The organism is Agromyces binzhouensis (assembly GCF_004135055.1).
Lineage (GTDB): Bacteria > Actinomycetota > Actinomycetes > Actinomycetales > Microbacteriaceae > Agromyces > Agromyces binzhouensis.
The window spans coordinates 1-4,507 of record NZ_SDPL01000253.1; the positions used below are offsets into that span (position 1 = coordinate 1).

Genomic DNA, 4,507 nt, shown 5'->3' on the forward strand with positions numbered 1-4,507 from the left:
GGGCGTAGGCGAGGACGCCCGGCTTCGAGGGCTCTCGGCCTGCGCCCGGTCCCACGCGTCGCCCGCGCGCGTCCGCCGGATGCGCAGCGGCGCTCCGTCGATCGAGTCGGCGAGCAGGTGGAACGGCGCGGCCTGGGTGATCTCGACCGAGACGACGTCGCCGGGTCGCGGGAGGTCGGACCCCGCGGGCACCTCGAAGTGCACGAGGCGGCTGTCCTCCGCGCGCCCGCTCATGCGGTGGGTCTCGGAGTCCTTCTTGCCCTCGCCGGTCGAGACCAGCACCTCGACGGCGGTGCCGACGAGCTTCCGGTTCTCCTCCCATGAGATGCGCTCCTGCAGGGCGATGAGGCGCTCGTAGCGCTCCTGCACGACCTCCTTCGGCACCTGGTCCTCCATGGTCGCCGCGGGCGTCCCGGGCCGGATGGAGTACTGGAACGTGAACGCCGAGGCGAAGCGTGCGGCCTCGACGACGCGGAGGGTCTCCTGGAAGTCCTCCTCGGTCTCGCCGGGGAACCCGACGATGATGTCGGTCGAGATCGCGGCGTTCGGGATCTTCGCGCGCACGCGATCGAGGATGCCGAGGAACTTCTCCGAGCGGTAGGAGCGGCGCATGGCCTTGAGGATGCGATCGGAGCCGGACTGGAGCGGCATGTGCAGCTGGGGCATCACGTTCGGCGTCTCGGCCATCGCGTCGATGACGTCGTCGGTGAACGCGGCGGGGTGCGGGCTCGTGAAGCGGATGCGCTCGAGCCCGTCGACCTCGCCTGCCGCGCGCAGCAGCTTGCCGAACGCCTGGCGGTCGCCGAACTCGACTCCGTAGGAGTTCACGTTCTGGCCGAGGAGGGTCACCTCGATTGCCCCGTCGTCGACCAGCGCCTGCACCTCGGCGAGGATCTCGCCCGGCCGGCGGTCCTTCTCCTTGCCGCGGAGCGCGGGCACGATGCAGAACGTGCAGGTGTTGTTGCACCCGACCGAGATGGACACCCAGCCGGAGTAGGTCGAGTCTCGCTTCGTCGGGAGGGTCGAGGGGAAGACCTCGAGCGCATCGAGGATCTCGAGCTGGGCCTCGTCGTTGTGACGAGCGCGTTCGAGCAGGCTCGGCAGCGACCCCATGTTGTGCGTGCCGAAGACGACGTCGACCCACGGGGCCTTCTCGAGGATGACGTTCTTGTCCTTCTGTGCGAGGCAGCCGCCGACCGCGATCTGCATGCCCGCGTGGCGGCGCTTCACGCCGGCGAGGTGGCCGAGGTTGCCGTAGAGCTTGTTGTCGGCGTTCTCGCGCACCGCGCACGTGTTGATCACGACGACATCGGGCTCCGCGCCGTCGGCGGGCACGTACCCGGCGGCCTCGAGGGAACCGCTGAGTCGCTCCGAATCGTGGACGTTCATCTGGCACCCGAAGGTGCGGACCTCGTAGGTGCGGGGCGCGTCCGAATCGGCGGCGACGGGCTCCGCGGTCGCGGGCATCGCCTCGTGAATGGTGCTCATGATCGCACCAGTCTACGATCCGTCATTCGGCGTCGTCGCCGTCGAGTGCGGCGGCGACCGCGCGCCGGACGAGGTCGCTGCCGTAGCCGCGCCGCATGAGGAATGCGGACAGCCGACGCTCGGCGACCCGGCGATCGAGCCCGCCCAGCTGTCGCGCCCGGCGCTCGGCGATGAGGAGCGCATGCTCGAACTCCACGTCGGGATCGAGCGTGTCGATCGCCTCGCGGGCGAGCTCGTCCTCGATGCCCCGGCGGCCGAGCTCGTGCAGCACCGCGCCGCTCCCCCGCCCTCGCCGGACACCGTGGCTGTGCACCAACTGCTCGGCGAGCCGGCGGTCGTCGAGGTAGCCGAGCCGCGCGTACCGCTCGATCCACTCCTCGACCTCGCCCTCATCGAGCCCGTGCTCGATGAGGATCGCGCGCACCTCCGACACCGACAGCGAGGAACGCCGAAGGCGCGAGACGATCAGCCGGTCGATGCGGTCGTCCCGCTCCAGGCCCGTCTCGTCGACTCCGTCGCCCTCGTCCGCCGGGGGACGCGGTCGCTCGGCCACGCCGTGGGCGGCACCCTCGGATCCCTCCGACGGCGCCGCCCATGGCAGGTAGGTGACCGGTGCGAGTCGCTCGTTCCCCTGCTCCGTCATCGGATCCGCCCGCTCAGGCGCCCTTGCGCTTCGACGCGATCGACTCGACGTTCGCCGGCGCCGCAGCTGCCGGGGCACCGGCGGCCTGGCCGATGCCGAGCTTCGCGAGGATCTTCTTCTCGATGTCGGCGGCGATGTCGGGGTTCTGCAGGAGGAAGTTGCGGGCGTTCTCCTTGCCCTGGCCCAGCTGGTCGCCGTCGTACGTGTACCAGGCGCCGGACTTCTTCACGATGCCCTGGTCGACGCCGTAATCGATGAGGCTGCCCTCGCGCGAGATGCCCACGCCGTAGAGGATGTCGAACTCGGCCTGCTTGAACGGCGGGGCCATCTTGTTCTTCACGACCTTCACGCGCGTGCGGTTGCCGACCGCGTCGGAGCCGTCCTTCAGCGTCTCGATGCGACGGATGTCGAGCCGCACCGATGCGTAGAACTTCAGAGCCTTGCCACCCGCAGTGGTCTCGGGGCTGCCGAAGAACACGCCGATCTTCTCGCGGAGCTGGTTGATGAAGATCGCCGTCGTCTTGGTCTGGTTGAGCCCACCGGTGAGCTTGCGCAGGGCCTGCGACATGAGTCGTGCCTGGAGACCGACGTGCGAGTCGCCCATCTCGCCCTCGATCTCGGCCCGAGGCACGAGCGCCGCCACCGAGTCGATGACGACGAGGTCGATCGAACCCGAGCGGATCAGCATGTCGGCGATCTCGAGCGCCTGCTCACCCGTGTCGGGCTGCGAGACGAGCAGCGAGTCGATGTCGACGCCGAGCTTCTTCGCGTAGTCGGGGTCGAGTGCGTGCTCCGCGTCGATGAACGCCGCGATGCCGCCCGCGCGCTGCACGTTCGCGATCGCGTGGAGCGTCAGGGTCGTCTTGCCGGAGGACTCCGGCCCGTAGATCTCGATGATGCGGCCGCGCGGCAGGCCGCCGACGCCGAGCGCGACATCGAGTGCGATGGAACCGGTGGGGATGACCTCGACCGGTGCGCGCTCCTCACTGCCGAGGCGCATCACCGATCCCTTGCCGAACTGGCGGTCGATCTGGGCGAGCGCGGTCTCGAGGGCCTTCTCGCGGTCTGCAGGTGATGGCATCGGTGCTCCTTCGTGGTGGTGACGGCTGCCTCTAGGCTGTCGTTCCGCGTGCCAGGCCGTGACCCGGCACGTCTCGCGACAAGGCGGTTGCGGTGTGTTCCGACGCCTCCGACCGTATGGTCGGCCACCGACATCCGTCGCCCGAGAGCGCTCGGCTGTGGATGGCTGCGTCATCCCTCCTGCTGTTGAGGAGCCTAACGCAGCATCCGAACGCATGTTCGATGCGCGCCCCGGCGTGTCGAACGCGTCTTCGGGCGCTTCAGCCGCCTATCGCGAGGCCCGCTCGCCCGGGTCCGGACGACCGACGCCGTGGCGACGCGCCTCCGGGACATCCGTCGCCTCGCAGAGGGCGAACCAGACGTCGCGCGGAGCCGCGCCCGCGGCCAGCGCCTCGCGCGCGGTGCGGTTGCCGAGCTCGACGAGCACGACGTCGTTCACGACGACGTCCCCGTACCCCGGGCCGAACTCCTGCTCGACCGCCAGCGCGAACTCGCTGCGTTTCACCGATGGACCTCCGGACGCGCGAACGGCCGGTCACCAGGACCGGCCGTTCGAGTGGATCTGTGGATCAGCGGACCATCATGTCCGCGTCGAACTCCGCCACCAGCTCGTCGGGGAGGCTGTCGGGCACCGACGGGGCATTGAGCCCCTCGAGCACCGCGATGCGGTCGCCGACCTCGTGCATGATCACGGAGATGGGAGTGTCGAGCGCGTCCGCGACGGACGCGAGGATCTCGCTCGAGGCCTCCTTCTGGCCGCGCTCCACCTCGCTGAGGTAGCCGAGCGCGACGCTCGCCTTGCTGGCGACCTGGCGGAGGGTCCGGCCCTTCTGCAGGCGGAAGTCCCTCAGCACGTCGCCGATCTCCTGTCGAACCAGAACCATCGGAACCTCCCTCGTCTCACCTGCGACCCCCGACCGGGGCCGGTACGGGGAGGTCAGTCTAGCGCCTCTTCCCGTTCACCGAGCCTACCCGTGGTCACTGGTGTTTTGCTCTGAACCCGACACCTGTAACAGGGTCTTCATACGGCGTATTCCCGGCCGCGGGCTCAGTGCGCGACGGATGCCGAGTCCAGCGCGTCGAGTTCGGCGAGCGCCTCCCCGACCGCCCGCGCGACCGCTGATCGCCGCACCGCGGCCCGATCACCCTTCACGCGGAGCTCCACGGCACGCGTGCCGCGCGACGACGCGACCCCGATGTACACCAGTCCGGGCGGGTGGCCTCCCTGAGGGTCGGGCCCCGCGACGCCGGTCGTGGCGAGTCCGAGGTCGGCGGGCCGACCGCCGACGGCGCAAA

At 69.9% G+C, this 4,507-nt stretch carries 6 protein-coding genes; all 6 read right to left on the minus strand.

Annotated elements, in window-relative coordinates; all coding sequences use genetic code 11:
* The coding region (miaB, locus tag ESO86_RS11920) for a tRNA (N6-isopentenyl adenosine(37)-C2)-methylthiotransferase MiaB (RefSeq protein ID WP_242492338.1) at window positions 1-1,467 on the minus strand (1,467 nt) is incomplete at its 3' end.
* A gap of 43 nt (window positions 1,468-1,510) precedes the next feature.
* Window positions 1,511-2,131 carry a regulatory protein RecX gene (locus tag ESO86_RS11925; RefSeq protein ID WP_129235230.1) on the minus strand — a complete coding sequence of 207 codons (621 nt, stop codon included), beginning with the start codon at window positions 2,129-2,131 and terminating at the stop codon, window positions 1,511-1,513.
* A 13-nt stretch (window positions 2,132-2,144) separates the two neighbouring features.
* A complete protein-coding gene (recA, locus tag ESO86_RS11930) occupies window positions 2,145-3,212 on the minus strand; it encodes a recombinase RecA (RefSeq protein ID WP_129235231.1) in 1,068 nt (355 codons plus the stop codon).
* 267 nt (window positions 3,213-3,479) lie between these two features.
* Window positions 3,480-3,716, minus strand: a complete 237-nt coding sequence (locus tag ESO86_RS11935; RefSeq protein WP_129235232.1) for a DUF3046 domain-containing protein — start codon at window positions 3,714-3,716, stop codon at window positions 3,480-3,482.
* Window positions 3,717-3,780: 64 nt separating this feature from the next.
* Window positions 3,781-4,095, minus strand: coding sequence for a helix-turn-helix domain-containing protein (locus ESO86_RS11940; protein ID WP_129235233.1), 315 nt, complete (start codon window positions 4,093-4,095; stop codon window positions 3,781-3,783).
* A gap of 164 nt (window positions 4,096-4,259) precedes the next feature.
* Window positions 4,260-4,507: CinA family protein (locus ESO86_RS11945; protein WP_165307729.1), on the minus strand; the 248-nt coding region annotated here is incomplete at its 5' end.